The following is a 23,224-nucleotide window of genomic DNA, read 5'->3' as shown; positions in this document are numbered from 1 at the left end:
TTCTTGGGCTGCCCATTTCTCCATTTTTTTGCTTACCTCCACCTTAATTCCTTCTTTCAAAACTATACCTATCAATCGTTTCCCTTTTTTTTAAGTTTCTTCTCTTTTTGTTAAGAAAGATCCGACTAATGGATAGCTTATCAAGGGGGGCAGGGGGGATCGAACCTAAAATCTATCTTCAATTTAATTATAACCAGCTACTTATCAGTTATCAGTTACCAGTTATCAGTTATCAGTTATCAGTTATCAGATTTGAGTTTTAAGTTCACTGATTACTGTTTACTTTTTACTGATCACTGAAAAAAAGCTCCCCACTGATTACTGTTTACTGATCACTGATCACTGAATATAACTAACCAGAAAGTTTTTGATCTAAGATTTGGCTAGTTAATTTAGGATCGGCTTTACCGCCGCTTTTTTTCATGACTTGACCGACAAAAAATCCCTTAAGATTGGTTTTACCCGCCCGGAATTTTTCTAACTCGCTTGGATGGGAGGCGATAATTTCCTCGATCAGTTTTTCGATCGCAGAATTGTCAGAAATTTGTATTAATCCTTTCTTTTCCACCAGCGCTTTAGGTGAACCGCCTTGAGTGAGAAGTTCTGGTAAAATTTCCTTAGCAATTTTGCCACTAATTGTTCCCGTTTCAATCAGTTTAACTAATTCGGCTAAGTCTGACGCTTGCAGGGCAATTTCTGTGATCGTCAGCTTATTATTATTCAAATAAGCGGCGATATCTTGACTGATCCAGTTAGCGACTAATTTGGCATTGGCCCCCGCAATTACAGCAGTTTCAAAATATTCGGCCACGGTGCGATCATCGGTTAAAACCCTGGCATCGTAGGCGGAAAGACCAAATTCTTCTTCATAACGACGACGTTTACGAGCGGGTAATTCCGGTAATTCTTCCGCCCAAGCTTTTAACTGTTCGGGGGAGACTTCTAGGGGGGGTAAATCCGGTTCGGGAAAATAGCGATAATCGCTAGAACCTTCTTTTTTCCGCATACTAATCGTCCGTTGAGTAGCTTCTTCCCAAAGACGGGTTTCCTGTACGATCAATTCGCCATTTTCGAGCGCTTCAATTTGTCGATCGATCTCGTATTCTATGGCTTTTTGGATAGCACTAAAGGAGTTCATATTTTTAATTTCTACCTTAGTCCCGAACTTTTTAGTGCCTTTTTTACGAACGGAAATATTGACATCGCAGCGCAGGGAACCTTCCTGCATATTACCGTCACTGATGCCGAGATAACGCACTAAACGCCGTAATTCTTGGGCATATTCCGCCGCTTCGGCCCCGGTGCGTAAATCCGGTTCCGAGACAATTTCTAATAATGGTACACCTGTACGATTAAAATCCACGAGGGAATGGGTGGAACCGGAGAGACGTTCGCTGCCGGCATGAACCAGTTTTCCCGCGTCTTCTTCCATGTGCAGACGGGTAATGCCAATAATTTTGCGGCTAACTTCCTTAGTTTTTTTATCGACGATCTCGATTTCTAGTTGACCCTGTTCGACAATAGGGAGATCATACTGGGAAATTTGATAATTTTTCGGCAGGTCGGGATAAAAATACTGTTTGCGATCGAATTTGCTATGAGGTGTGATTTTACCGTCGATAGCTAATCCCAGTTTAACGGCACTGGCCAGGACTTCTTGGTTAAGGACGGGTAACACCCCCGGATAACCCAAACAGATGGGACAGACGTTAGTATTGGGGGGACTATCGAAGTTGGTGGGACAGGGACAAAATATCTTGCTTTTGGTGTTGAGTTGACAGTGGGTTTCTAAACCGATAATTGCTTCGTATTCAGTGGCAGACATATTTTCTCGCTCTCGCCGACACAGGAATGATCTGTTTACCTAAAATGTCGGCTTGAAGGAACCCTCGGTTTTACCGATGAGATGAAAAGCCGACCAGTATAGAAATAGTGAATCACCACTAAGAACAGTTGTCAACCTAATTTTAGTATGTTATAACAGTTTGCGATCGTTCGGTCGATAGGCAAGATGTTCATTTTAGAGTACAAGCTTAGAGGAAAACCATCTCAATATCAAGCTATTGATGAGGCCATTGGGAGTGTCAATCATTATAGTCGCGATTCTGGAGCATTCCCTCCCTTCATAAAACTTAATACTGTAGTTACTAATAACTCTATGCACCTTTAATATAGCTTAAAAAAGATAATTTATTCAGCCAATGTACGCCATTATTTTAAATTTTATCAAAGGCATAAGACAGGGAAGCTTATCGATAATTTTTCACCGATAAACCTAGCTTTTTTAGTATCGACCACCGACCACCGAAAACCAAAACTTCCCACCTCACCGTTAAGATAACCGCCATAAATCGTAGCAAAAATTAACTTCTAGAGACGGGATATTTGCTTAGTATAGAAACAGAGAGATTATACCCGAGAACTGACCCCATAACCAGCCAAAAGCAATATAAGCGGCGAAAGTGAGCATTTTCTAGATGAGTATTGCCTTAGTAAGTAGGTGGGTGGAATTAAATATAAGATGAACGTAGGATGGGTTGAAGCATGAAACCCAACGCCCGCATGGGTTACGCTACCGCTAACCCATCCTACAAATAATTGTGCCTCCCTACTTAATTGACGATTTTTACTTTTTACTCAATTTTATGTCTTTAACTCTCTCAGAACAACTCAAGCGAGAACAATTATCCTATCCCCAAACTCTCCTCCATCATCTGCAAAGGTTACGGCATTTTGTGACAGTGGAAGGAGAGGAGAAATTGCAGCAGTGGAAAAACCTCATTGAAAAGGAGAATTTTCAACCTAGCACCCGTAATTTAGCCTATTATCTCGCCCTGAGACAAGAAGATATCCGGGATTTACAATTAGCTTTAATGCCCTGGGGATTATCTTCCCTAGGCCGGATTGAATCGAAAGTTTTACCGACTCTCGATGCGGTAATTGCCACTTTAGGGGCGGTTTGTCATCAAGAAGCCTCATTATTACCCAAACATCCCCCTTTAGAGGCATTTTTCCAAGGAGATCAACTTTTAGCCTCCCATAGCGCCGAAGTTTTCGGTCTGCCTTCCCCCCGGCGTCGGGTGCGAATTATGGTGACAATGCCGACGGAGGCGGCAACCGACCCCGATTTTATCGCTCAATTACTGCGTTGCGGGATGGACTGTATTCGCATTAATTGCGCCCATGATGGACCCAAAGAGTGGCAGGGAATGATCGAAAATCTGCGCGAGGCGGTCAAAAATCCCGAAAATTTAGTCAATGGACATACCTGTAAGGTTTATATGGACTTAGCTGGCCCAAAAATCCGTTTAGAACAGATTTTAGCCCCCCAGTCCCAAACCAGACTATATCAAGGGGATTTTCTCCTCTTAACCACCCAACCCCCCCACACTGCCCATCCTCAGTATTTTCAGGCTAATTGTTCCCAACCGGAGATTATTCCTCAAATTCCCGTCGGGGCGAAAGTTTGGATTGATGATGGTCATATTGGGGCTGAAGTTATTGCCATAATGCCGGAGGGTCTTTTACTAAAAATTACCCACGCCAGGGAGAAAGGGGAAAAACTCAAAGCAGATAAAGGCCTAAATTTCCCCGATACCGTCTTAAATATCGATCCTTTGACCGCAAAAGACCGGCAAGATTTAGATTTTATTGCCCAAAATGCCGATATTATCGGTTACTCTTTTGTGCAAAAAGCCAGCGATATCGAGACACTACAGCTAGAGTTACAAAGTCGTTTGGGGGATGCTTGGCGACAAAAAGCAATCGTGGCCAAAATAGAAACACCTTTAGCCGTGAAAAATCTACCCGAATTAATCATCCATGCCGCCGGTAAACAACCTTTTGGGGTGATGATTGCCCGGGGTGATTTGGCCGTAGAAATTGGCTATCAAAGACTAGCAGAAATTCAAGAGGAAATTCTCTGGTTATGCGAAGCAGCCCATATTCCGGTAATTTGGGCCACCCAAGTCCTAGAAAATCTGGTCAAGAAAAGTATTCCTTCCCGGGCCGAGATTACCGATGCCGCTATGGCCGAAAGAGCCGAATGTGTCATGCTTAATAAGGGGGAATATATCCGCGAAGCGGTGACAATTCTCGATGATGTTTTACAAAGAATGCAGACCCACCAAGCTAAAAAAACGCCCCAATTACGCGCTCTCCATTCTTGGGTTTAAGCAGTTATCAGTTATTAGTTATTAGTTATTAGTTATTAGTTTTCAGATTTGAGTTATTAGTTCACTGTTTACTGATCACTGTTTACTGATCACTGAAAAAACTTCCCACTCCCCCACACCTTTTAAACAGGATTGAGAATCAGAGGCAAATTAACGCATATTATTGACCGCACCACTAACCAAACCAGCGCTAACATAGCGACCATAACCATCAAGACGGTTTTGTTGAGCGATTCGGGAGGGATTATTGACGAGATCGGCAACTCCCGCACCCATCATCACCACGGAGATAACTGCGATTAAGTAGTTACGGACAAAAGTTTGATTTTGGTGGCTGACTAACATGGTTGTTACCTCTCTTTCCTGTCGATAACCTTAGAATACGAGAGGGTTTGGGGTGATGTCAGTCCCATAATTCCGGGTGACAGAAGTGGAAAAAAGTGGAATCCACAGATAAGCTATGATTTTTTGTCGATTAGAATGGGTAAATAGGGAATCGGGAACAGGAAAAGGGCAATATTCGTCATTAATCTGGTTAAATAATCAGTAAATTGCCTAAAAACTGACATATTCTCCAGAATATGACCCTAGAAACAGCGATTATGACCATAAAATTTTTCTGGCCTTTAGTTTTAGGATTATCTATTGTTATTATTGACAATGGGCAATATTTGAGAGCAGAAACGGTAACTTTGAGCGCCAGTCAACGGCAACAACTGCGATCGCTAGATGCTAAGATTATTTTACCTAACTATATTCCTCCCGGATTTCGGGCCAGCGAGATTAAAATCCTCGCAGAAGAGGGGAAAGGATACGCAGTCCTCTTTGAAAATGCCGAGAATAGCTGTTTTTTGGTGGAAGGAATCGAAAACGCCAGGGGCGATGATGGTTTAGAATTAGAGGGAACCCTAGCGCTCAATTCTCCACTATTTGGAGAAGGATACTGGCTCAATTATGGTACACCCAAAGACTCGGAATTAAGGCAACAATTCCCCGAACCCGATTTGTATTCCGACTGGATGAAAATGGGAGAATATTTTTATCGTCTCAGTGGGGCATTAATTGCCCGGGAGGAGTATGATTATCCTAATTGCCGTCAGGATATTTCCCCATCGGAAGCAGTTAAAATAATCGAATCTTTCGGAGATAACAATTAAATTGAATTTATCTACAGTCATTTCTGATCTACAACAAAGAAGCAAGGAGCGGTTAGCTTGGTCTGATTTTTGCTGGTTAGGATTAGTAATAATTTTGGGACTGGTTATTAGGTTAACACAATTAACGAGCAAACCTCCCTGGACGGATGAATTTGCCACTATGGTTTTTAGTATTGGCAATAATTACCAGATAGTGCCGTTAAATCAGATAATTTCCCTCGCCACTTTATTAGCACCTCTCCAGAGCAACCATCAGGCAACTATTGCCGATGTAATTAAATTAGTTATTCAGGAGGACAATCATCCACCTTTATATTTTATTTTCGCCTATCTCTGGAATAAATTATTCTTTGATCGGGGAGAATATGTATCTTTAGAAGGGATGCGATTGCTGGCAGTATTTTGGGGAGTTATTTCGATTCCTTTAATTTATTTTATCAGTAAATTGGTCTTTAAATCAGGCTCGATCGCTTTTCTGTCGGCGATTTTAATGGCGGTTTCTCCCTACGGGGTTTTTATCTCCCAAGAAGCGCGCCATTATACTTTAGCGGTTGTATTTGTCCTCATATCTTTAGGCTGTTTTCTTAAGGCAAGCATCAAAATTATCGACCATAAGAGAATATCCCATACTTTGGTTTTTTTCTGGTTAATTGTCAACTGTCTAGGGTTATTAGTCCACTATTTTTTTAGTTTAACTATCCTAGCGGAAGCAATAACTTTATTATTGATTTTATTCAATCAAATCCAACAAAAAAACTTTTGGATAACTAATTGGTGGCGTTTAAGTTTAGTTTTTTTAGGTAACTTGAGCTTTATTGTTATTTGGTTGATCACGTTTGTACCCAAAGATTATGGCAATCAGATGACTGGTTGGATTCAGAGAGACAATGATAGTTTTTTAGCAGTAATTAGCCCCTTTTTTCAATTGCTGGGAACATTAATTACTATGCTTTCTCTGCTCCCCGTTGAATCAGAATCTTTAATAATTATCTTGATTTCTGGCGCAATAATGATCGTTTTTTTTCTCTGGATTATCCCACAATTAAAAACAGCGTGGCTAGACTCCTATAAACCAGAATTAGGCATTCTCTCGGCATTTTTTCTCAGTTCAATTGCTATTTTCTTTGTCATCACCTATCTGCTCTCGATCGATATTACCCGGGGAGCTAGATATAGTTTTGTTTACTTTCCCTCGGTAATTTTAATTCTGGCAATTTTATTAGACAATTGTTGGCAAAGGAAGCGGAAAAGAATAGTAATTATTGTAATTATCATGGCTTTAGTTAGTTCCCTAAGTGTGACTTTTAATTTAGGCTATCGTAAGTATTATCGCCCAGATAAATTAGTTACCACTATCGAAAATAATAGCCGTTATCCGTTAGTAATTGCCACTAGCTATAGGAGTTTGGTGCAGGTGGGAGAAATGATGGGAATTGCTTGGGAATTTAACCAAAGATTTCCCGATAAAAACCCTAAGTTTATCTTAGTTAACCCAGAACAAAAGCCAAATTTTAATCTGCCATCTTCTCCCCCTTTTGAATTATGGTTAATTAATTTCCATTCTTCAATAGATTTATCGGACTGTCAACCTTCAGAGTTATCCTCCAATTATGTAACAGGTTATCAATATCAAAAGTTTCTCTGTGGGCGATCGATGGATTATAATAATAAAGTTAAGTAGGGCTATTAACTATGATTATTTGGGTAAATGAACAGATTGACCCCTGCGGTTTAGTACAAGCTTGTATTGCCTGTCAAGATGAACAAGCGGCAAAAGATTGTCATCAAAGTTGGTTAACCAGTCTTACGGATGAACAAAAACAAGCGGGGTGGGTAGCAGTTTTAAGAACCGTAGAATCTTGGGATGATGTACCGGTAAATGCTCTGAAGTTAAGTTATTAACTATAACTAGGGTTTGCGGCAAAAAGTTTTTCCTGGATGTGGGGTGTTTTTAAAGTTGGATGGGGAGTTAATCCCACTATTAACAACGTCAATCGATGACAAAATTTTGGCTGCCAGAGCTTTGAGAGCAAAAACAGGCGAAAAGACAGAAGAGAAAGGAGATATCTGGCTAAAATAACTTCAGTTCGGGTTAAGCAGATTGGGTGCATCTCACATTTGCAGAAATACCGATAATCAGCAATTATCAGTGACTCTTAGATGATGACAAATGTATCAGCAGCTGCCTGTAAGCATCCCACCGAAAAGCTAATGCGCGGGGGGTTTGGGGGCGGCGCCACGCCCCCAACGGGGGGTTTGGGGGGTAGAACCCCCCAAAAGCTGGGATTGAGTGATAAAATCGCAAGTAACGCCCAATTTTATCGAGGAGTTTCCCCGTAAAAATCCCAACTTGGTAGATTTACAAACATGAGATGCACCCAGCAGATTTTGCCATGACTTTCAGGAAAGAATAGGACTGACTGGCTAAGGTAAAATTATGGTTTCGGCTTATCTTGAACTGAGGTTAAAATAAAAAATATTTCAGTTATCAATTTTTCATGAATATCAGACAAGAAATCACTTTATTGATGATGTGCATGGCATTTTCGAGTACATTTTTCGGTGAGGTTTTCGCTGCTCCACGTCTTGACTGGCACAGTGCCGATTTTGAAGGTCTGCGAGTAATTGCCGAGTCAGCTTGGAAGACCGAATACGAAGCAAAGAAACGCGGGGAAGAACTACACTTCAAATATGGGTTTCAAAATCTGGGTATTCTTTGGATTCCTTACTATCGTAATCTATCGGGAAAATCGCTCTATCAAACAATTATCGTTCCAGAGGGCAATTGTGATCGATTTTTACAAGAGAATATTCGACGAATCAATCGCGATGCCTACTGCTTTACACCCAGTAATCGTGGTTTAGCTCCCAACCGTCGAGGTGGTCGTATTTTCTAATTTTATATCTCCATGGCTGTGGTAATTCTCAACTCAATTTTAGAGTGAGCAAGAAGGCTAAAGCCTAAAATAAAAAAGAGGGCAGGTTTTAGCCCACCCTTTGATCCTACTTTAAACGAATTACTAACCGGCGATCGGGTTCCACGCCGCGACTTTCCGTGGTTAAATCGTTTTCTTCCTGAAAAAAGGCATGGATTTGGCGACGTTCCGCCGAAGATAGGGCTTTTAATTCTATTTCCTGTCCTGTTTGCCGTACTTGCGTCGCCGCTTGATTCACCCAGTCGAAAAGTTCTGCCTGTCTTTGTTGACGATAGCCATTGATTTCGACAATATAGAACTGATGTTCTGCCGACTCGACACCAATATTCAGAATCGTATTAGCTAGGGATTGAATCGCATCCAGTCCCTCACCCTTGTTAGCGAGGAGAAGTTCCACTTGTTGGGGACTCAATTGACTGCTATCAATAATTAACCAACAGGAGGAAGGTCCAGTTCCCAATTCCTGCACACCAATCTGGACATCTGCGGGCATGGCCATCAACTTTAGCAGTTTTTCCAGCCATTGTTTAGCTTTCTCGCTATTTTGCTCCCATATACTCATTACGATGTTTTTTCCTTTTTCTTGCTAGAACGTTTTTCAAAGGGGAGAGCATCGCGGGATTTTTCCGTTTTTTCCTGTTCCGCTACCAATTTTTGCAGGTTTTCCGGTAAAGGTTCCCGCATCAAAATCACCGTTTGAATAGTTTGGAAGATGTTCGCGGTTAAGATATACATCAATACCCCCGCCGGTAAGGGGAAAAACAGGAACATCATACTAAAAATTATCGGGGTGATTTTATTCACCGTTTGCTGTTGTTGGGCTGCTCCCCCCGAAGGCGCGCCGGCACCGGATAACTCTTGGTTAACATAGATACTAATACCGAAAGCGATCACCATCGCCAAGATATCCCAGTGAATTTCACCATTCGCACCGGTTGCCCCAATTCTTCCCAGGGCCTCAATAAAGAGAAAACCCGTATTAGCGGCAATCCCCGGCACGATAACTTTAATACTGGCATCTCCGGGGGCTAAAGCGACGATGGAACCGTCTTCATTAACTTGCACCAGTTCTTGCCCTTTAAGCACCTCGTAGGTGGGTTTTAGGTTATTTTCGGGTACTTCCGTGGCTAATTGGCTTAAAGACTTGCCCTGGTCGTTTTGGAGGTCGATTTTTACCTGTTCTCCCGGGGCGATTTTATTGCCTTGGGGTAAAAAAGCGGTGATGGGATAGTGGAGAGATTCGTCAATATAGACGTTTTGGGGTTTGGTGGCATAGGGTTGGCGCTGCACGAGGGCGATTTGTTCGGTTGGCAGCACTTGTAAATCGACGGTATAGTTAATGTCCGAGAAGGGGGAACCCCGCAGAGTCGCAAATAAAGCCAAAAGAATCGGCATTTGTAATAACAGGGGTAAACAACCCGCTAGGGGATTGCCCAACTCCTGCATTAATTTGCCCATTTCCTCCTGTTGTTTTTGCGGGTCATTTTTGTAGCGTTGTTGAATTTCTGTCTGTCTTTCCTTCATTAAGGGTTGAGTGATTCGCATTTTTCTCATATTGCGAATCTGGCCGGCGCTGAGGGGAAAGACGGCAAATCTCACCACCAGCGTTAAAGCAATGATGGCGAAACCGTAACTATGCACAATCCGAAAGAAAAAATCTAGGATTGGCAACATGATATTTGTGGAAATAAATCCGACTCCAAAATCCATGGGTTTAATCTATGCCTTCTCGTTTAATGGGGTTGCACTGTAACAAATCTAATTTATCGAATCTCGGCGATCGATTATTTTGTTTTATTGACTGATGATCGATTCTAGGGGACGACCGGTTTTATCGGCGACTCTTTCGGCAATATAGTCATGAATTTCCCGGAATTTCGGCATCGCGCGCATTTCTAAACGACTTCTATCCTTGAGAGTTACGACAATATCCCCCCAAATACCAATTCCTCTCGGCATTTTTGCCACTTTTGCCACTTCTGAATAGATAATATCTGTGCGATCTCGTCCCATCCAACCCCCGGTGATCGAAATCCGCCGATCGGTTATCTTATATCTTAACCAGATTGCGCGCACCACTGCCCCAACGGTCAAAGGTAAACAAATCACCGTAAATCCTAGCAGGATATTGATGATTAGGTCGCCGATGTGCGGACCCCCTTCATAAAAAGTTTCTTCTTTAATGCCCATGAATTATATTGGCCTTCACTAACAACTGCTTTAATTCTCGCAAAAAATGTTCATAATTGCACTCGATCGCCCCTGGACGGATAATGATTATCCCTCGCCATCCTGCTGCTATTTCTGGCAATAACTGCCGAATTACCGCTCGTATTTGCCTTTTTAGTCGATTACGAACCACTGCTTTTTTACTAACTTTCTTGCTAATCGAGATACCAAAACGACTGGGGAGAGAGTGATCTGGGCAAGAATCCTCTAAACTAATTAAGGTTAAGTGGGAACCGTGATAACGCCTCCCTTTTCCATAGACAGCTTGAAAATCCTGTCGATGTTTTAAGCGATGAATTTGGGGTAGTCCCACGAAAATTAGTCGGTTCCCAGAATAACCTAAACACTTAAACGATAGCGCCCTCTTTTCCGACGAGCTTTAATTACTTTGCGTCCGTTGACGCTACGCATTCTCGCTCTAAATCCAGAAGTGCGCTTCTGTTTGCGCGTGGTTCCTTCTAAAGTACGCTTACTCACTGGTGATTTTCCTCCTTAAGATAGAGTTACTCTATAGATATAAAGACACAATTTTCTATTATAACAAAATTACTAGGAATTGGGAAGCCCATGGTCAAGCTCCGTTTTGGTCGAGATATCTGTAATTGTCTCCCAGTGGCTGAAAAGCGCGAATGGTTAGTCACTAATGGTATCGGTGGTTTTGCCGCGGGAACTGTGGCCGGATTGCTAACTCGCTGTTATCATGGCCTCTTGATCGCTGCTTTGGCTCCACCGACGCAAAGAACGCTTCTTGTGACTAAAATCGATGAATCGGTACAATATAACCAGAAAATTTATCATCTGGCCAGCAATCGCTGGTTAGGTGCTACGATCGAACCGCAAGGCTATATTAATATCGAAAGTTTTCATCTGGAAGGCACAATTCCCGTCTGGACTTTTATCTGCGGGGATGCCTTACTAGAAAAGCGCATTTGGATGGAACAGGGAGAAAATACCACCTATACTCACTATACCTACCGTCGTGGCAATTCTCCCCTAACTCTCAATCTGACTGCTTTTGTCAATTATCGTGATTTTCACGGCAATACCCAGGGTTTTAACTGGCAAATGGCTATTAGTCCCCTGGAAAAAGGAGTAAGAGTGATTGCATATAACCATGCTGTACCTTTTTATCTATTAATCAGTCAAGGACAGGTTTTTCCCGCTCATATCTGGTATTATCGCTTTGATTTGGCCGTGGAACGTTATCGTGGTTTAATCGATCGGGAAAATCATCTCCATGGGGCTAGTTTTTCGGCTACTCTTAGAGTGGGAGAATCGGTGACAATTGCCGCTAGTACCCGTCCCGATCCGAATTTAGACGGTCAATCTTCTCTAGAGTCTCGCTATCGCTACGAAAATAGTCTGATTAATCCCCAGCAGCCTGAATGGATTCAACAACTTACCCTCGCTGCCGACCAGTTTATCGTTAGTCGTCCTCTCTGGGATCAACCGGAGGGCAAAACGATAATCGCGGGTTATCCTTGGTTTGGTGATTGGGGTCGCGATACGATGATCTCCCTAAGAGGATTAACTTTGACTACAGTCCGACCTGCGATCGCGCGTCAGATTTTACTAACTTTTTCCCGTTATCTAGACCAGGGTTTATTGCCGAATTTACTGCCCGATGGGGGAGAAATGCCCGAATATAACGCTGTCGATGCTATTCTTTGGTATTTTGAAGCCATTCGTTCCTATTTTAACCAAAGCCAAGATTTTGAGTTTCTCAGAACTATTTATCCCGCTTTAAAGGAAGTGATCGCTTGGTTTCGTCGCGGTACTCGCTACAATATTCACCTAGATGACGATGGTTTGATCTATGCTGGCGAAGCGGGAGTACAATTGACTTGGATGGATGCCAAAGTTGATGATCGGGTGATTACTCCCCGCATCGGCAAACCCGTAGAAATTAATGCCCTTTGGTTCAATGCCCTCAAAATAATGGTTCAATTTGCCCATTATTTGGGCATGGATGCCACTGATTACGAAAAAATGAGAAAAATGACCCTAAAAGGGTTCTCTCGCTTCTGGGATGATTCTCTGGGGTATTGTTACGATGTTTTGGATACGGACAAGGGTAATGATGCCAGTTTACGACCGAATCAACTTTTTGCCGTGTCTTTGTCGGTGGAGGAGTTATTAAATTCCCCACAGAAAAAGGCCATTGTCGATATTTGTGCTTTAAAATTGTTGACTTCTCGCGGTTTGCGATCGCTAGATGCCGCTCATCCTGATTACCGTGGCGTTTACAGTGGCGATCGCTTAAAAAGAGATAGTGCCTACCATCAGGGGACAGTCTGGGGATGGTTATTAGGGGCATTTATCGAGGCCCATCTGAAAGTCTATCGCGATCCCATTCTAGCTGAGAGTTTTTTAACACCGATGATCGACCATCTTCGGGATAGCTGTATCGGTAATTTAAGCGAAATTTTCGATGGTAATGCCCCTTTTACCCCTAGGGGCGCTTTTGCCCAAGCATGGACAGTGGCAGAGGTATTAAGGGTTTGGCAAGTGATCCGAGAATTTACGCCATAATCCTTTAAAATGAGCAATTGTTAGGTGTGTTAGACCAGCTAAAGGGCTTACCCTAAAAACCTCAGTCAGACCGTTATAGACAAAACTCACATGGAGAAACCGCAAGTTATTTTTCTCGATGCTGTGGGGACTCTTTTTGGAGTAAAAGGCAGTGTCGGAGCAATTTATAGTCAAATAGCAGCTGATTTTGGGGTAGAGGTGGCGGCCGAGAGTCTAGAACAATCTTTCTTGGCTATTTTCCCCACTTCTCCCCCCCTAGCTTTTGCTAAGGTTGAACCTGCACAAATTCCCGAGTTAGAGTATCGCTGGTGGCGATCGCTGACTGGGGCAGTTTTTAATAATTTAGGTTATCTGGAACGATTTCCCGATTTTGAGGCTTTTTTTGGCGAACTTTATCATCATTTTGCCACAGCCGAGCCTTGGGTCCTGTACGAGGATGTCATTCCCGCTTTAAGACTCTGGCAGATTCAGGGGATCGAGTTGGGCATTATTTCTAATTTTGATAGTCGTATCTACCAAGTTTTGGCTGAATTAGGCTTAGAATATTTTTTTCGATCGATCACGATTTCTTCCCAGACAGGAGCGGCTAAACCCGATCCAGAAATTTTTCAAATCGCCCTACAAAAACATGATTGTTCCCCCGCACAAGCTTGGCATATTGGCGATAGTAAAAAAGAGGATTACCAAGGAGCAAAATCCTTGGGTATAGAAGCGTTTTTAATTAAAAGATCAACAGGTCAAGAGAGAAAAAGTCTTTCAGTGGGAATAGGGGATAGGGAGGGAATACATACCCTACCAGCTAATACCTAACCCTCAAACTGCTTTAATCCCCATCGGGATTTTAGACTGATTCCTGCGATGGGATGGCAGTCGCTTCTGACTGAGCAGCGTTAGGATCTGTCTCTTTGGGGGCGGCCACTTTTACCAAAGCATGACGCAAAACATCTTCTCCGAGAGTGTATCCTCGCACTAACTGCTCGACCACCGTGCCTTCGGGATGTTCATCGGTGTACTCCCGCATCATCGCTTCGTGGTAGCTAGGATCAAAGGGTTGACCTTCCGGACGCATGGGGGAAACGCCTAAACGCTTGAGACTCTCCACTAAGATTTTATAGACCCCTTGGTAACTCTTGTGAATACCCATCTCGCCATCATTAGCCGGTTTAATTTGAGTACGGGCGCGCTCAAAATTATCCACCACGCCAAGAATTTCCATCAGGGTTTTGCCCTTGATTTTTGTTTCCAGTTCCTCTTTTTCCTTGGCTGTGCGTTTGCGAAAATTGTCGAACTCGGCCGCTAGAGTGATATAGCGTTTCTTGTAGGCATCAACCTGCTGGGTTTGTTCCTCTAACTGCTGTTTGAGAGTGTCGATTTCCTCTTGTAGAGCATCGATAGTCATTCCCCCTAGAAGGGAAAATTCCTCGCTAGAGGCTGCCTGGTTCGTCACCGTTTTGGCTTCATCGGTGACACTGGCTTCCGATTCGGTTGTAAGGGATTCGGGGTAATTAGGAAAGGATTCTTGGTTTTCGTCGAAAATTACTGAGTTATTCGGTTCTGCACTCATAGTATACAATTTTAGTGGGTAATTTGGTAATATATGACCATTCACTGCTAATTTTGGTCTTTAAGTACCAGCTAATAATCAAGGTTTAACCTTTAATGTAACATTTTGTGGACAATATCCGTAACTGGATATAAGCGACCCCGATAGATAATCGGTGATCTAGAAAAATTTTTGCTAGAATGCAATTCTCTCAGTAAAATTGGGAACATTTAAGGGTAGTGGAGAGGTTAAGAATCGTCTATGACATTTTCTTCCAAGAAAACCCGTGCCGTTGCCCTACGCAATTACTTTTCGCCCTTTGGTAACAAGTTGGTGCAGTCGGGATATATCGGTGCCGACCAGATGCAACAGGCCCTAGTGGAAACACGGAAATCGGGACGATCGCTAGTAGAAATATTACAACAACTAACCGGGCGCCCTTTGCCCCCGGATTTACAGCGACAGTATAAGAAAAACCAGTTATTTGAACTAAAAATTCTCTACGGAGTCGAATCGCTCGACCCCGAATTAACCGATGTGGATGGACTGGAAATAGCCCGATTGATCGATTCTTTGATTCCGATCGATCTTTGTCGTCGCTATCGTCTCATCCCCCTGCGAAAGATCGAAGGAGAGCCGGCTGCGATTTTGATAGCCATGGTCGATCCCGACAACCTCGAGGCTTCCGACGATATTAATCGTATTCTCCGTCCCAAGGATTTAGGTTTACAGCGTTTGGTGATTACCAGCGAAGATTATGAAAGATTACTGGAAAAATTCCACTCGGCTCAATCGGAACTAGAACAGGAAAAAGCCCGACTGCAAAAAGAAAAAGACCTGGAAAAACTCTCGGATCTCACCGATATTGTCGGCAATATTGATGTGGCCTCCGGGGGTGCTAACGATGAAGTGGCCGATGATCTCGGAGAAGGGGACGCTAATCAAGCCCCCGTCATCAACCTCGTCAATAAAATTCTAGCTAAAGCCCTACAGGAATGGGCTTCCGATATTCACATCGAACCCCAAGAAGAATTCCTGAAAATTCGCTTTCGCAAAGATGGAGTTCTTCATCAAGCTTTTGATCCACTGCCGAAAAAAATTACCCCGGCGGTGACAGCCCGTTTTAAAATCATGGCCGATCTCGATATCGCCGAACGTCGTCTTCCCCAAGATGGTAAAATTCGGCGGATATATCAAGGGCGGAAAGTGGATTTTCGGGTTAATACCCTACCCAGTCGCTACGGGGAAAAAGTCTGTTTACGGATTCTCGACAACTCGGCTACCCAGTTGGGTTTAGATAAACTAATCACCGACCAAAAGACCCTGCAAATCGTCCGAGACATGGCCAGTCGTCCCTTTGGTCTGTTGCTGGTGACAGGCCCGACCGGTTCGGGGAAATCCACCAGTTTATACTCGGTGTTAGCCGAAAGAAATCACCCTGGGGTCAATATTAGTACGGCCGAAGATCCGATCGAATATTCTCTACCAGGCATCACCCAGGTGCAGGTAATTCGCGAAAAAGGCATGGATTTCGCCTCGATTCTGCGGGCATTCATGCGACAAGACCCGGATGTGATTCTGGTGGGAGAAACTAGGGATAAGGAAACGGCTAAAACAGCGATCGAGGCGGCCTTAACTGGTCACTTGGTCCTAACTACCCTACACACCAACGATGCCGCAGGTGCGATCGCTCGTCTCGATGAGATGGGGGTTGAACCGTTTATGATTTCTGGTTCTCTCTTGGGAGTCTTGGCCCAGCGTCTCATGCGGCGCGTCTGTACCGAGTGTCGAGTCGCCTATCACCCCAGTCAAGAGGAATTAGCCCATTTTGGTCTTGCCGCCGCCAATGAACGGGAAGTGACCTTTTATAAGGCTAATACCCTGACCCTAGAGGAAATTCAACAGGCGCGAAAACAGGGTAATCTTTGTCCCAAATGTGGTGGCAGCGGTTATAAAGGTCGCGTCGGGGTCTATGAGGTAATGCAGAACAGTGAACGACTACAGCAGTTAATTAACCAAGGGGCAACCACTGATCGCATTAAGGAGACGGCCGTCGATGAGGGCATGGTAACACTCCTAGCCTATAGTTTAAATCTGGTGCGCGAGGGTTACACCACCCTCGAAGAAGTGGAACGGGTGACATTTACCGATTCTGGTCTGGAAGCGGAACTAAAAGCCAAACGGAAAAGCGGTTTAATCTGTCGTGGTTGTCGCGCCGAACTACAACCAGAATGGCTCGATTGTCCCTATTGTATGACACCGCGATTTAGTGATTAAGACAGTTTTTCAGTTATCAGTTATGAGATTTGAGTTTTAAGTAAGGAGTATTAAGTGAGTAGTCTTAAATAGCACTTTCCCAATGTCTTTTCACTGTTCACTGGTTACTGGTTACTGTTCACTGATTTTACCTTATAGATGGGGTTTAACTTATGGAATTAATGATCGAAGATTTAATGGAACAATTGGTCGAGATGGGCGGTTCCGATATGCACATTCAGTCTGGGGCGCCGGTCTATTTTCGCATTAGTGGCAAACTGTCCCCGATTAATGAAGAATCTTTAACCCCGCAAGATTGTCAGAAATTGATTTTTAGTATGCTCAATAATACCCAAAGAAAAGAGTTAGAGCAGAATTGGGAATTAGACTGTTCCTACGGGGTGAAAGGATTAGCAAGATTTAGGGTCAATGTTTATAAAGAAAGGGGGGCTTATGCAGCTTGTTTACGGGCTTTGTCCTCTAAAATTCCTAACTTTGAACAATTAAATTTACCTAGAGTAGTACGGGAGTTATCGGAAAGACCGAGGGGATTAATTCTCGTAACTGGCCAAACAGGTTCAGGTAAAACTACCACTTTAGCGGCAATTTTAGACTTAATTAATCGGACTAGGTCTGAACATATTTTAACTGTAGAAGACCCAATTGAATACGTTTTTCCTAATATAAAAAGTCTGTTTCACCAACGACAAAAAGGAGAAGATACCAAGAGTTTTGCTAACGCTTTAAGAGCATCTTTACGGGAAGACCCTGATATTATCCTTGTGGGAGAAATGCGGGATTTAGAAACAATTAGTTTGGCAATCACGGCGGCAGAAACAGGTCACTTAGTCTTCGGAACCCTACACACTAGCTCGGCAGCGGGAACAGTGGATCGGATTATTGACGTTTTTCCTGCTAACCAACAGGCACAAATTCGCGCCATGTTATCCAATTCTTTACTAGCAGTTTTTAGTCAAAACCTAGTCAAGAAAAAAAATCCTAAACCGGGGGAATTTGGTCGGGCAATGGTACAGGAAATCATGGTGGTAACTCCAGCGATCGCTAACCTAATTCGGGAAGGAAAAGCCCCCCAAGTCTATTCAGCAATTCAAACGGGAATGAAGTTAGGAATGCAAACCATGGAACAGGGATTAGCTAATTTAGTTGTTAGGGGTGTTGTCTCTTTGGAAGAGGCCATTTCTAAAAGCGGTAAACCCGATGAATTACAACGTCTTATCGCTGGGGCTGGCGCTAACGCTAAAGCCCGTATTTAATAACAAATAGTAACCTTTAAGCGTTCGTCAGCCCCTATCAGTTATCAGTGAACAGTAACCAGTAATCAGTGAAAAGAAAGTACAGAAGTTTTCACTTAACACTATCTATCCACTTAAAACTCCAATCTGATAACTGATAACTGATAACTGATAACTGATAACTGATAACTGATAACTGATAACTGATTTGTCCTATGCCTAATTTTGTCGCACAAGTTAAAAACGGCTCTGGAAAAGTTTTCCAAGAGAAAGTTGAGGCCATGTCTCCCGAACAGGCCCGGACGATGCTGAAGGCGAAATATGCCGCCGTCGGTAAGGTCAAAAAAGTGGGGGGAGAGATCGATCTTTCCGGTTTAAAGTTGATGTTTACCAGCATTTCCATCAAAGATAAAGCGGTTTTTTCCCGTCAATTTTCGGTGATGATTAATGCTGGTGTGGCGATTGTGAGATGTTTGGGAGTTTTGGGGGATCAATGCGGTAACCTCAAGATGAAAAAAGCCCTGCAAGCGATTAGTGCTGAGGTACAGCAAGGGAGTCCGTTATCGGAAGCGATGGCCAAACATCCCGAATGTTTTGATGAACTTTATGTCAGTATGGTCGAAGCTGGAGAGATGGGGGGGGTACTCGATGAAGTGCTGAACCGTCTCTCGAAACTTTTGGAAGATATGGCCCGCTTGAAAAACCAGATTAAATCAGCGATGACTTATCCGGTAGCGGTGGGAATTTTGGCGATAATTGTGTTTTTCGGGATGACAATTTTTTTAATTCCCGTGTTTGCGAAAATTTTCACCGATTTAAACGTGCCACTACCAGCTTTAACGCAATTTATGCTCTTTTTAAGTGGAGTGATGCGTAGTTGGTTGATTTTAATTCCGATTGTCACCATTGTTGCCACGGTTTTTTTACTGCGTCGCTATTACAAAACCCCGATGGGTCGTCTGCAAATTGACCAGTTTTTCCTTAAAATGCCTCTTTTTGGTGATTTGAATGAAAAATCGGCTGTGGCTAGATTTTGCCGGGTTTTTGGGACTCTGACGCGTTCTGGTGTCCCGATTTTAAGTTCCCTCGACATCGTTTGTAATACGGTGGGTAATCAGGTAATTGCCAATGCGATCGCTGGTGCCAAGGCGGAAATTCAGCAGGGGGGAATGATGAGTTTGGCCCTACAAAAAGCCAATGTTTTCCCACCTTTGGCAATTCAAATGATTAGTATTGGGGAGGAAACAGGAGAATTAGATGCCATGATGATGAAAGTGGCGGATTTCTACGAAGATGAGGTGGAACAGGCCGTTAAAGCTTTAACCAGTATCATTGAACCCTTGATGATGGTTGGTATTGCGGGGATGGTGGGAACTATTCTTTTGTCTATGTACCTGCCCATGTTTAAAATCTTCGATGCGTTGGGATAAGTTTATCAGTGATCAGTGATCGGTGACTATTGCCGGTAGCTGGAAATCAGCAAGATTTTAATTTTTATCTCCTTTTATTTGATTAGGTGAATCTGTGTCTTACGAAACTTTATTAGCGGAATATAGCTGTCGTGAGGGAGCGATCGAATTATTGCGACAATATCGCCCTTATTTAGAGTTAATTCCTAGTATGCGTCGTCCTGAAGAGAGTTTAATTACTATTCCCTTGCCCTTGATCAGAATTCGTCCATCTTCTGCCCTTGAATCTAGAAAGACGGTACAATTAGCTTGTGATTTGGCTATTCTGATGTGTGATCCGGAATGGAAAATTAAATTAGGTTCAGAAATCCTGATTTTTATCCATCGTCCGGGGGAAGATTTTTCTGATTTGTTGAAACGCTGGCGCGAAACACAAATATGTTTAGATAAAGAATATGAATGGTTAATGCCCCCCAGAGAACAACATATGTTTAGTGAAGGTGCAGAAACAATTCATCCTTTATTTGTGGTTTTTGATCAAACGGCCGAGAGAATAAAAAAGGGTTTAAGAGGGGCTTTTTTACCGATGGTTGTTCAAAGTTATCGGCCAGCTTTGATTGATGATTGCTTAGAATTAGTCGATCAAGATTAGCTGACTCTCTGGGGTTAGTATAAAGGGAACACTTTACGATGGTTAAGCCCCTAAAATCAAGCGCTGACGATGAAAATTAAGCAGCGAAATTTCCTGTCCAGAAACCCTTTCTAACATCTCGACGATATGATCGGGCTGCAGTAAAGTGCCATCATTGCGACAACTGCCCACATAGCACAAAACGGCTTCCTTGTCAACAGTTTTTAACTCTAATTCATATAATTGTTCTCGCAGATTAATCGTGACTTTTTTGCCGGATTTGGTGGTTTTTTCCCGTTCCATCACCGTTGCTTGCTTAATCGCCTCGATCCAATTTTGCCATTGTTGGCAGTCAATTCCCTCACTGTTAAAAGTGAGCAAATACGCAGCTTTTTCTAACAAACGGGTGGCAGCAGGAGCATTTAAGGGAATTTCTTCCACCTGATAAACCGGCAAATCTGCGGGTAATTGTGCGGTTAACTGCTGTTTAAACCTCTCTAAATCGATCACTTTTGTCAATTCAAAATCGACAATCTCACCGCTACTGGTTGCTCCCAAGGATAAGGCATTGGCGATCGAAATGCGCGGACCGGGGTGAAATCCACCGGTAAAGGAAATGGGAATAGCAGCGCGACGGACGACGCGATCAAATAAACGCACCAGATCCAAGTGGCTAACTAAGGCCATTTCGCCAATTTTGCCAAACCAAACCCGAATTCTTTGGACGCGTTCTTGATTGGGTTGAAAATGTCCAGCAAAAGCGGGAATCGGGGGCGCTTCAATAACGATATTATGGCCAAAATCGACGCTACAAACGCCACAATGGGAACAACCCTCAAAAGAACAATCGGGGACCGTTGCCGCGTCTAGAGCGCGTTTTAAGTCCTCCTGTAACCATTTTTTATCGATACCAGTATCCAGATGATCCCAGGGCAGAGGACGCTCTAAAATATCTTTGTCTGCATCGGCAAAAATATGCCATTCTCCCTGTTCTATCTGACGATATTTCCAAGTTAAACCGGATTCTTTGATCGCCTGTGACCATGCTTGATAGGCTTTCTCTGTATTATCCCACCAAGCATCCATCCCGGCTCCCAATTGCCAAGCGCGCAGCACCACTTTCCCTAAACTTCTGTCACCGCGACCGATAAAATCTTCCATAGCCGAGATGCGGACATCGGTATAATTGACTTTTACCCCTCTCATGCCTTGGAATTCCTGTCTTAATAACTCCTGTTTGCGGATAAATTCGGCCGTCGAGACGGAATGCCACTGGAAGGGGGTATGGGGTTTAGGCGTAAAATTAGAGATAGTTAGGGTAAAATCGAGGGGTTTCCGCTTCGGTAAACGACATTCCCGACGCAACCAACGCAGGGTTTCCGCGATACCGATGACATCCACATCGGTTTCCCCCGGCAAACCGATCATAAAATAGAGTTTAACCTTATCCCAACCCTGTTCGACAGCAGTTTTTATCCCTCTGAGTAATTCTTCGTTGGTTAACCCTTTGTTAATCACATCGCGCATTCGTTGGGTTCCCGCTTCCGGTGCAAAGGTTAAACCCGATTGACGATTGCCCCCAATTATGTTAGCAATATTTTCGTCAAAGCGATCGACTCTTTGACTGGGTAAGGATAGAGATATATTCTCATTCTGGAGACGGTTTTTAATCTCCATACCCACGGCAGGTAAAGCTAGATAATCGGAGCAACTGAGAGATAATAGAGAAAATTCGTTATATCCCGTCGCTCGCATTCCTTTTTCAATCGATTCGATTACTGCTTCTGGTTGCACATCCCGCGCAGGACGGGTTAACATCCCCGGTTGACAAAAACGACATCCCCTCGTGCAACCGCGACGAATTTCCACCACCAGGCGATCGTGAACCGTTTCCACGAAGGGAACTAAACCGATAGAATAGGCTGGGATAGGAGTAGCTACCCGGCGTAAAATTCTTGGCGGTACATCGTCACGATTGGGGATAACTGCACCGATTGGGGTGACATCGTAGAAACGGGGGACATATACCCCTGGAATTTGGGCTAAATCTAGTAATAGTTCTTCTTTGCTTAGATTAGCTAGTTTACCTTCTTCTAAAATTAAACCGATTTCTGGCAATAATTCTTCGCCATCACCAAGGGCGATAAAATCAAAAAAGTCGGCGTAGGGTTCGGGGTTAGAGGTGGCAGTTTGTCCCCCAGCAAAAATTAGCGGATAGTTACCTGAGTCTCTTGCTCTCCAAGTCAAGGGAATTGCCGCTAGGTCGAGCATTTCTAAAATATTGGTGGCTCCTAGCTCGTAACTAAGACTAAAACCGAGAATATCAAAATCGGTGAGGCAACGACGGGATTCTAGGGCAAATAGGGGGGTTTTTGTCTGTTTGAGTTTTTGGGCTAAATCCGGTGCGGGTAAATAAGTGCGATCACAGAGTTGGCGAGGTTGTGCATTGAGGATATTGTAGAGGATAATATGGCCGAGGTTAGATGCCCCCACTTCGTACACTTCCGGATAGGTTAACACCCAACGAACCACCGCACTTGCCCATTCTTTATGTTTAGCACCTAACTCGTTGCCCAAATAACGCGCTGGTCGAAAAATGTCGGGGGTGAGCAGTTGGTCTAAAGCAATAGTCACGGCAATCTACCTCAGATATCGTCAGCAATGGGTGCTTTTCTACTATAGCAGCCAGAATCGAGTCAGTATTCAGGAGTCGGGAGATAGGGTTTTGGGGTGATAGGGTTTTGGGGTGATAGGGTTTTGGGGTGATAGGGTTTTGGGGTGATAGGGTGATAGGGTGATAGGGTGATGAGACAGCTTCCCCACTTCCCCACTTCCCCACTTCCCCACTTCCCCACTTCCCCACTTCCCCACTTCCCCACACCCCACACCCCACTTCCCCACTTCCCTATCTACCCCACTTCCCCATCTCCCTAAAATTCCAGAGGCTATAAGATAATTAAGGCTTGCTGAATAAATCTAAAAACCTTGTTGGATAAGACTTTTGGACTTTTTTCCCCTCAAAAAGTACCAGATATGGGAGTGATCAGGGGGAAATTCAGGGACTTTTTCCCTGAAAATTAGGTAATTGACCCCCTCAAAATCG

The 23,224-nt window shown here is 43.5% G+C and carries 22 protein-coding genes; 13 read left to right on the top strand and 9 right to left on the bottom strand.

What is annotated here, in order from left to right:
* Window positions 1–352: 352 nt before the first annotated feature.
* Window positions 353–1,825 carry an Asp-tRNA(Asn)/Glu-tRNA(Gln) amidotransferase subunit GatB gene (gatB, locus tag O9300_RS02440; RefSeq protein ID WP_287969839.1) on the bottom strand — a complete coding sequence of 491 codons (1,473 nt, stop codon included), beginning with the start codon at window positions 1,823–1,825 and terminating at the stop codon, window positions 353–355.
* 820 nt (window positions 1,826–2,645) lie between these two features.
* On the opposite strand from gatB, the gene O9300_RS02435 reads away from it, so the two are divergent.
* On the top strand, window positions 2,646–4,175 hold the full coding sequence (locus O9300_RS02435; protein ID WP_287969837.1) for a pyruvate kinase: 1,530 nt from the start codon (window positions 2,646–2,648) through the stop codon (window positions 4,173–4,175).
* Window positions 4,176–4,325: 150 nt separating this feature from the next.
* Here O9300_RS02435 and O9300_RS02430 read toward each other — a convergent pair whose 3' ends face one another.
* On the bottom strand, window positions 4,326–4,520 hold the full coding sequence (locus tag O9300_RS02430) for a hypothetical protein (protein WP_147069146.1): 195 nt from the start codon (window positions 4,518–4,520) through the stop codon (window positions 4,326–4,328).
* A gap of 236 nt (window positions 4,521–4,756) precedes the next feature.
* Here O9300_RS02430 and O9300_RS02425 point away from each other — a divergent pair, with 236 nt between their 5' ends.
* The 5 genes from O9300_RS02425 to O9300_RS02405 all read left to right on the top strand — a co-directional run bounded on the left by O9300_RS02425 (window position 4,757) and on the right by O9300_RS02405 (window position 8,229).
* Window positions 4,757–5,332, top strand: coding sequence for a hypothetical protein (locus O9300_RS02425; protein WP_002738922.1), 576 nt, complete (start codon window positions 4,757–4,759; stop codon window positions 5,330–5,332).
* A 1-nt stretch (window position 5,333) separates the two neighbouring features.
* On the top strand, window positions 5,334–7,013 hold the full coding sequence (locus tag O9300_RS02420; RefSeq protein WP_287969834.1) for a glycosyltransferase family 39 protein: 1,680 nt from the start codon (window positions 5,334–5,336) through the stop codon (window positions 7,011–7,013).
* A gap of 11 nt (window positions 7,014–7,024) precedes the next feature.
* Complete coding sequence (locus O9300_RS02415) at window positions 7,025–7,234, top strand: hypothetical protein (RefSeq protein ID WP_002739214.1); 210 nt, start codon at window positions 7,025–7,027, stop codon at window positions 7,232–7,234.
* Window positions 7,235–7,247: 13 nt separating this feature from the next.
* Window positions 7,248–7,412 (top strand): hypothetical protein, encoded by a 165-nt coding sequence (locus O9300_RS02410; protein ID WP_287969832.1) that lies wholly within the window; start codon window positions 7,248–7,250, stop codon window positions 7,410–7,412.
* A 418-nt stretch (window positions 7,413–7,830) separates the two neighbouring features.
* Window positions 7,831–8,229, top strand: coding sequence for a hypothetical protein (locus tag O9300_RS02405; protein ID WP_287969830.1), 399 nt, complete (start codon window positions 7,831–7,833; stop codon window positions 8,227–8,229).
* A gap of 106 nt (window positions 8,230–8,335) precedes the next feature.
* Here the strand turns inward: O9300_RS02405 and O9300_RS02400 are convergent, their stop codons facing one another.
* The 5 genes from O9300_RS02400 to rpmH all read right to left on the bottom strand — a co-directional run bounded on the left by O9300_RS02400 (window position 8,336) and on the right by rpmH (window position 10,974).
* Window positions 8,336–8,830, bottom strand: a complete 495-nt coding sequence (locus O9300_RS02400; RefSeq protein WP_046661447.1) for a Jag family protein — start codon at window positions 8,828–8,830, stop codon at window positions 8,336–8,338.
* On the bottom strand, window positions 8,830–9,978 hold the full coding sequence (gene yidC, locus O9300_RS02395) for a membrane protein insertase YidC (RefSeq protein WP_287969828.1): 1,149 nt from the start codon (window positions 9,976–9,978) through the stop codon (window positions 8,830–8,832). The genes O9300_RS02400 and yidC overlap by 1 nt, the downstream gene beginning before the upstream one ends.
* 84 nt (window positions 9,979–10,062) lie before the next feature.
* Complete coding sequence (locus tag O9300_RS02390; protein WP_002763099.1) at window positions 10,063–10,458, bottom strand: PH domain-containing protein; 396 nt, start codon at window positions 10,456–10,458, stop codon at window positions 10,063–10,065.
* Window positions 10,448–10,810 carry a ribonuclease P protein component gene (rnpA, locus tag O9300_RS02385; protein WP_287969825.1) on the bottom strand — a complete coding sequence of 121 codons (363 nt, stop codon included), beginning with the start codon at window positions 10,808–10,810 and terminating at the stop codon, window positions 10,448–10,450. Before rnpA ends, O9300_RS02390 begins: the two co-directional genes overlap by 11 nt.
* Window positions 10,811–10,836: 26 nt before the next feature.
* Window positions 10,837–10,974, bottom strand: a complete 138-nt coding sequence (gene rpmH, locus O9300_RS02380; protein ID WP_002739276.1) for a 50S ribosomal protein L34 — start codon at window positions 10,972–10,974, stop codon at window positions 10,837–10,839.
* 90 nt (window positions 10,975–11,064) lie between these two features.
* On the opposite strand from rpmH, the gene O9300_RS02375 reads away from it, so the two are divergent.
* Both O9300_RS02375 and O9300_RS02370 read left to right on the top strand, forming a co-directional pair.
* Window positions 11,065–13,029 (top strand): amylo-alpha-1,6-glucosidase, encoded by a 1,965-nt coding sequence (locus O9300_RS02375; RefSeq protein WP_287969823.1) that lies wholly within the window; start codon window positions 11,065–11,067, stop codon window positions 13,027–13,029.
* A gap of 90 nt (window positions 13,030–13,119) precedes the next feature.
* Window positions 13,120–13,839: an HAD-IA family hydrolase gene (locus O9300_RS02370; RefSeq protein ID WP_061432561.1), complete on the top strand. Its 720-nt coding sequence runs from the start codon at window positions 13,120–13,122 to the stop codon at window positions 13,837–13,839.
* Between the two features lie 31 nt (window positions 13,840–13,870).
* On the opposite strand, the gene grpE is transcribed toward O9300_RS02370, so the two are convergent.
* Window positions 13,871–14,593: a nucleotide exchange factor GrpE gene (gene grpE / locus O9300_RS02365; protein WP_287969821.1), complete on the bottom strand. Its 723-nt coding sequence runs from the start codon at window positions 14,591–14,593 to the stop codon at window positions 13,871–13,873.
* A gap of 240 nt (window positions 14,594–14,833) precedes the next feature.
* On the opposite strand from grpE, the gene O9300_RS02360 reads away from it, so the two are divergent.
* The 4 genes from O9300_RS02360 (at window position 14,834) to O9300_RS02345 (ending at window position 20,142) form a co-directional block, all read left to right on the top strand.
* Window positions 14,834–16,849, top strand: coding sequence for a GspE/PulE family protein (locus O9300_RS02360; protein ID WP_287969820.1), 2,016 nt, complete (start codon window positions 14,834–14,836; stop codon window positions 16,847–16,849).
* Between the two features lie 152 nt (window positions 16,850–17,001).
* Window positions 17,002–18,102 carry a type IV pilus twitching motility protein PilT gene (locus O9300_RS02355; RefSeq protein WP_002797770.1) on the top strand — a complete coding sequence of 367 codons (1,101 nt, stop codon included), beginning with the start codon at window positions 17,002–17,004 and terminating at the stop codon, window positions 18,100–18,102.
* Window positions 18,103–18,296: 194 nt separating this feature from the next.
* Window positions 18,297–19,511 carry a type II secretion system F family protein gene (locus tag O9300_RS02350; RefSeq protein WP_287969818.1) on the top strand — a complete coding sequence of 405 codons (1,215 nt, stop codon included), beginning with the start codon at window positions 18,297–18,299 and terminating at the stop codon, window positions 19,509–19,511.
* 94 nt (window positions 19,512–19,605) lie between these two features.
* Window positions 19,606–20,142 (top strand): hypothetical protein, encoded by a 537-nt coding sequence (locus tag O9300_RS02345; RefSeq protein ID WP_287969816.1) that lies wholly within the window; start codon window positions 19,606–19,608, stop codon window positions 20,140–20,142.
* A gap of 42 nt (window positions 20,143–20,184) precedes the next feature.
* Here the strand turns inward: O9300_RS02345 and O9300_RS02340 are convergent, their stop codons facing one another.
* Window positions 20,185–22,755, bottom strand: a complete 2,571-nt coding sequence (locus O9300_RS02340; protein ID WP_287969814.1) for a TIGR03960 family B12-binding radical SAM protein — start codon at window positions 22,753–22,755, stop codon at window positions 20,185–20,187.
* A gap of 171 nt (window positions 22,756–22,926) precedes the next feature.
* Between O9300_RS02340 and O9300_RS02335 the strand changes: the two genes are divergently transcribed.
* Window positions 22,927–23,055 (top strand): hypothetical protein, encoded by a 129-nt coding sequence (locus O9300_RS02335; protein ID WP_287969812.1) that lies wholly within the window; start codon window positions 22,927–22,929, stop codon window positions 23,053–23,055.
* Window positions 23,056–23,224 lie beyond the last annotated feature (169 nt).

This window comes from Microcystis sp. LE19-195.1E, assembly GCF_027532095.1.
Lineage (GTDB): Bacteria > Cyanobacteriota > Cyanobacteriia > Cyanobacteriales > Microcystaceae > Microcystis > Microcystis aeruginosa.
Note: the sequence above shows the minus strand (reverse complement) of the source record. Positions and strands in the feature narration are given on the sequence as shown.